Origin of the sequence: Streptomyces sp. NPDC058231 (assembly GCF_042882275.1) — a bacterium.
Lineage (GTDB): Bacteria > Actinomycetota > Actinomycetes > Streptomycetales > Streptomycetaceae > Streptomyces.
The window spans coordinates 1-5850 of record NZ_JBHVWN010000136.1 but is presented as its reverse complement, the minus strand read 5'-3'; the positions used below and the strand labels follow the sequence as shown (position 1 = coordinate 5850).

Sequence of the window (5850 nt, the reverse complement as noted above, 5' to 3'; positions counted from 1 at the left end):
AGACCACGAAGCCATACAAGTGGACCTACGACGGTGCCCCGCTCAAGACCACCTGATCAGCACCCCTCCACGAACTTCCGCAGTGCAGCACTAGCGGCCTCCGGTTCACACGGTCGCGCCCTAGGAGCGGTAAAAAAAACTCGACGAGGCAGGTGCCGTGGAGCGGATATTACGCGGCGCCCATGAGCATGTCGTTGATCTCGGCGGCGGTTCGCCTGATCGAGGTCGGGGCTTCGAGCAACGATCGGCGGAGGTCATGGAGGCAGCGAAGGCCGGCCCCATGCCGTACGAGGGCAACTAATGACCCGAGGTGCCCGTTCTCGCTGGAGCTACGGATCAGAAGCTGTCTGTGCCACGACAACCGCGCCAGATCGGGCGGGGACTCACGGGAAACTGCGGCTGCTGGCGGAGGCCACAGCCAGCAGCCGCCGAAGCGGTATCCCGCAGGTCAGACCTCAACTCGCGCCACCTCGCTCCTAAAGCGGTGGTCCGAGTCAAAGATGCCCGCAGTCTCGGAGCGGGGAGAGGTCGGCGAAGTCTCGGCCAGCGGCCCTGTCGTCCGCCGGCCGCTCGCCTTCCCAGACGGCCGGTCATAGCTCATGCTCGGAGGCTTTCACCCCGCCCCGACAGGTCGACGCCAGCGGCCGAGCAGGCGCAAAGTAAACGTCGTAGTTCGGAGGCGCTCGCTGCCGCCATCAAGCTACCCGCGAGCTCCCTTCAGGCACTCGGACTGAGGAAGGACAGTGCGCCACTTGTCGGAAGGGGGTTCGCCCAAGCGGATTCCAGTCCAGTAGATGCCAAAAGCCGCGCCGGGTACTCCGTTCGGGGCAGTAACGAAGAATTGAGAGATGTATCGTTGCCCGCCATTCGTTCGGCCTTCCACAGCTAGGACCCATCCACCATCAGTGTCTGGCTTCCTAGGTACTAGGGCAGAGTTCACTACCTTCGGCGCTGCGCCAGGGGAGAGGCATTGGGTCCGTGCCTCGTCTAGCGCATACTCACAAGTTTCAACCTGAACAGTGAACTTGTCGCAGAAGTGCTCCGTGCCGTTGTCTGCAATGTCGGAAATCGCGCTATTGAGGACTTCTCGCGCCTGGGCTTCCGTGACGCTCGACGGTCCGGGTCTGTCTTCGTTCGCACAGGCCGCCATAAAGAGCATGAGACATACGCCCACGAGTGCGACGAGCCACTGCCGTGGGCGGCTCGCGCGAACATCGGGTTCCCCCAGCAGATTCATCGGTCTGTCCGCACCAGCCACAACAACCCCACAGGCGAAGCCCCTGATCCCCGTGACCTGGCGGCTGACGGATCTTGCACCATCAGCCCGTCCCCAAGCAAGGGATTCACAGGCTCACCCACTCGCCCCACCTCGCTTCCTAAAACGGTAGTCATCCGCGTGCCCGATCCGTGCCCGTCAAGCCGGTACACCACGGTCAACAGCGGTTGCCAGGGCGAGCCCCAGGACGTCTCTTGGCGCCCGCTACTGCTGCTCCGGCGGTCAATGGCCGTCAGAAGCACGGTGATTCCCAAGCTCAGGGCCTACAGTGCTGGCGACCGTGAGAAGGGAAGGGCTGTGAGCCGATCATGGTGGTTGATGCAGGAGCCGCGGGGCGGCGGACCAGGCTGCCGGTCGACAGCTACTGGCCTGGGCACAAGCTCGTCGTGGAGTACCGCGAGATGCAGCACGACCAGGCCGCGCCGTTCTTCGACAAGCCTGGGCGCCTAACAGTGAGTGGAGTGGAGCGAGGCGAGCAGCGGGCGCTGTACGACGCGCGATGCGACGCGGAGATCCCCGCTCACGGCCTGCACCTGCTGGTGATCCGGCCTGCCGACCTGAACGCCAACAGCCGGGGCCGACTGCACCAGAGGGACCGCGCTGGCGACCTGGAGGCGGTTCGCGGCCTTCTCGCCGCAGCACAGGAAACGGACCCGTCGCCGCAGACCAGTTGGGCGAGCGACGAAGACAGGGTCGTCGACGCCTTCCGGCGATGGCTGGTGGTGGAGGGTTGGACCCCAGTCGCACCCACGGACCCCTACACCGACATCGAGGCCGTACGAGGCGATCAGCGACTGGTCGGCGAGGCGAAGGGTCGCACCCATGGAACCCGGCACCGATGCCGCCATCGCCTACGGACAACGTCTGCGCCGCATGACCGACCCGTCCCCCGACACCCGCTACGCCCTTGTCCTGCCGTCCTCCTCCGTATTCCACGCCTTGCGGGTGCCGCCCCCAGTGCGGAGCCTGCTCAGGATCAGCGTCTACGAGGTCACCGACGACGGCTCGGTACGGATATACGAGGCATAGCCCAGCGCAATCGAAGACCTCGGCGCTGCTTGGCGTCAGCCCCAGGTTGTCATCCGGGCATGCTCGGCCACGAGCCGTCCCTTACTCGTGCCCGTCCTCCCCGCCCGGGGCCGGCACCATCGAGGCCGAGCGGTGCGGCCCACACCGCAACGCCTCGGCCTGTGCACCAGCTGCGGACTACGCGGCCGCATCCAACGCCGCTGCACCGCCGACGACCCCGCCCGCGCCCGCGAGTCCATCCGCGCCCCCTACGCCCAGCCCTGGAAATGGGTGCTCTGCCCGCACGACTGCGGATACGTCGACCAGCCGGAGATCCGCCCCAGCGTCCTGTACGGACTGGTCCCGCAGCTCAGCCCGAACCAGTAGGTGGGCGGCCGAGATGAGGGACTTCCGAGTGGCAGGGGCGCCTGCCGAGCCCGCCGCGAAGCGGCCCCGCAGCACCAAGGCCACTCCTGCGGCTGCCGAGCCCAAGCCGCGCCCCACCCGCAAGCGCACCACCAAGCCCGCTATCAGGCACGATCACAGGCCCCCGAGAGCATGCTCTCGCGTCACGGCAACGAACGTGTGAGCCAGACCACTTCACCGTTGTCTTCCGTGGAAACGTGATCCCGCTCGAACCTGAGCTTCTCAAGCACACGGAGCGACGGTGTGTTCCACGCGCCGACGGTCGACCAGAGCCGTTTCCGCCCGGTCGCGATAGCGGCATCGAGCACCGCGCTGGCCGCCTCGGTAGCGTAGCCACGTCCATGCACGCGCTGGAACAGCTCATACGCGATTTCAGGCTCCTCTAGGGTGGAGCGGCCGATAATCAGCCCGCAGTAGCCGATGAAGTCGCCTTCGTCACGGCGCTGGATGGGCAACAGGGCGATCCCCGTAGTCGCCGTCGCGGTGAGCAGCTCCGCGATGGACGTCCGGATGCGCTCAACCGTAGGGGTTCCCTTGCCGCGTTCGGAGAGGAGGGCGCAGAACTCAGCGGCGTCCGACTCGGCCCACGGCCGCAGTACCAGCCGCTCGGTCTCAAGGTGGAACGCCATCGCGTCGTACGTAGTCATGGCCCCACTGTGCGCCACGGATCATCGCCAACTACAGCTGGAGTACAAACCGCCTCCGCGAAGCGACCGGGCTCCCGAGCGCGTGACCTCCGGGGTCACCATCGGTACAGACGCGGAACGGTACGGTTTCAAAAGCAGAATGGACATGCCAAATCCCTGTTGGCAGACTCCCGACTCCGAGGCGCACACGTCTGGCGTGCAGCCCACAGACTGATGAGGGATCAGCCGTGAACTGGGACAACGTTCCGCTGCCGCACTGGATAGGGCCATACCGCATCGTCGGACGGCTCGGCCAGGGCGGCATGGGCCAGGTTTACATCGGCCGTAGCCCCGGCGGCATGAAGGTCGCCGTGAAGGTGATCCGGCCACAGCGCGTCGACGACGCCGAGTTCCGCCGCCGTTTCGCCCGCGAGGTGCAGGCCGCCCGCCAGGTCAACAGCGCCTACACGGCGGCCGTCGTGGACGCCGACCCCGAGGCCGACGAGCCGTGGCTTGCCACAGTCCACGTGGCCGGAGTCTCCCTCGATCAGGCCCTGAGGCAGCACGGGCCGTGGCCCGCAACGTCGGTACGAGCCCTCGGCGCCGGACTGGTGGAGGCACTCTCCGCGATTCACGGGGCCGGTGTCGTCCACCGCGACCTCAAGCCGTCGAACGTCATCCTGACCTCGAACGGCCCACGCGTCATCGACTTTGGTATCTCCGCGGTGGCAGGCGCCACCAAGATGACCACTCCCGGCGCATTCGTCGGCACCCCGGGCTTCGCATCGCCGGAGCAGATCCAGGACCAGCCCATCGGTCCCACCTCCGACATCTTCTCGCTCGGAGTGTTACTCGCCCACACGGCCACCGGGCACAACCCCTTCGGCCGACACACCACCGATCCCAGCGTCGTCTTTTACCGCACCTTGCACGAGCTGCCGACCCTCGACGGGATGCCGGCCGACCTGCATGCCGCCATCGCGCCCTGCCTTGCAAAGGACCCGGCTGCCAGGCCGACCACGGCCGCGCTGCTCCGGCAACTGGTCGAGCCGACCGACGACATAGTCACTGTGCTCGGCACCGACGCCTGGCTGCCGCCCTCGGTGGCCGAGCTGGCCGCCCTGAGCGGCGCCGAACTCACCGGTGCCACCCCGCAGGCCACCGCACCGGCGACTGAGCAGGCTACGCCCGCCCCCACGCCGACCGCCGCTCCCACCGTCCGGGACGACACCCCCGGAGCGGGCCAGGCCGGATCCTCGACGAACGGTGCCAGCACCAACCCCGCCTTCCATCAAGCCGACACCTCGCCCGACTCCTCCTCGCCTGCCCAATCTCGTCGCCCCGATTCCGAGATCTCCACGCGCGATCACCGGGCCGCAGACCGCCGCGGGCACCGTGCGAATCGCAGGCGCCGCCGCCGGATCGTCCCCGGTCTCACCGTCATCGCCGTCGCCCTGCTGGCCGCCGCGGGCTGGTGGTGGACCCAGCGCGAGGTCGACCACGGCACGGGGGGCCAGCGCGCTGTTTCAACCACGCCGTCGATTATCGGGTCTGCGACTCCTAGCCCGTCACCGTCGTCGTCGCCGGCGGCCACGCCCGGACGTCAGAGCCATGCACCGGCGACGCGGCGCCCGGCAGCCGTGGTGACTTCGGCCACGGCCAGTGCCTCCGCGTCCTACTTTGCAGGGAGTCCACATTGCCGCCAGACCATTCCGCTGGATGACAGCGGCACGCACCACGCCAAGACCAACCCTTGCATCTCGATAGACAGCAACAACCAGGTGGTCATCTGGACCGATTACACGGCGGAAGAGACCGGAACCTTCACCGTGTTCGTCTGGCTGATAGATGTCAACACCGACCCTGTGCCCGGCGCCTATGCACGCTGCCCGGTTACGTTCACGTACGTGGGCCAGAAGCAGAAAGTGCCCTGCAAGAAGAGCGGTATCACGCCACCCCAACCGGGGGCATGGGGGGTATCGCTGTCCGTGGAGCCCGGCACTCCCCAAACGTCCGCCATTTGGGGCTCGAACTACACGGGCAATCAGGGTGGGACAGTATCCTGGAGCGGATAGCGTCGTTGAAGTGGGCTTCCAAGGCCACGTGATCAGGCCACGTTGCCACCGGACAGCAAGGTAATCCGGTAGCTTGCTGCGAAGCGACTCTTGAGCGGCTTGTACGTATGGCTGAGAGGCCCTACCCCCGGCGGGGTAGGGCCTCTTCGCGTCGCAAGGGCGATGCGCCGGAGACCATTTCCCGTCTGGCGCTGACCTGGCAGACCGCCCACGGCGCGCATGCCCTGGTCGTACAGGTGCGGTAGCTGGCGCTGCACGAACGCGCGGGGAGTACAAGTTCAGCACCGCGATGTACCCGGCCGCCGCAGGGCATGTGTGGATGGTGCAGAACAAGTCCAAGCCGTTTAGACCGACCGGCAAATGGTGGCGCTGCCTGACGGCCGGTCACTCTGGGCATGAGTACAGGCACGGGCCTGAGTGATCATGGAGTTCTCTACGC

4 protein-coding genes are annotated in these 5850 nt (G+C 66.9%); 3 read left to right on the top strand and 1 reads right to left on the bottom strand.

All coding sequences use genetic code 11. The features are described from left to right. Positions 1-2098: 2098 nt before the first annotated feature. Positions 2099-2305, top strand: coding sequence for a hypothetical protein (locus ACFVXE_RS38510; RefSeq protein WP_389678415.1), 207 nt, complete (start codon positions 2099-2101; stop codon positions 2303-2305). Positions 2306-2437: 132 nt separating this feature from the next. Beyond that, the gene (locus ACFVXE_RS38505; protein ID WP_389678413.1) at positions 2438-2671 is read left to right on the top strand and encodes a hypothetical protein; all 234 of its coding nucleotides are present in this window, start codon (positions 2438-2440) and stop codon (positions 2669-2671) included. A 182-nt stretch (positions 2672-2853) separates the two neighbouring features. Here ACFVXE_RS38505 and ACFVXE_RS38500 read toward each other — a convergent pair whose 3' ends face one another. Next, complete coding sequence (locus tag ACFVXE_RS38500; RefSeq protein ID WP_389678411.1) at positions 2854-3357, bottom strand: GNAT family N-acetyltransferase; 504 nt, start codon at positions 3355-3357, stop codon at positions 2854-2856. A gap of 227 nt (positions 3358-3584) precedes the next feature. Here ACFVXE_RS38500 and ACFVXE_RS38495 point away from each other — a divergent pair, with 227 nt between their 5' ends. Next, positions 3585-5411, top strand: a complete 1827-nt coding sequence (locus ACFVXE_RS38495) for a serine/threonine protein kinase (RefSeq protein ID WP_389678410.1) — start codon at positions 3585-3587, stop codon at positions 5409-5411. Positions 5412-5850: the final 439 nt, after the last annotated feature.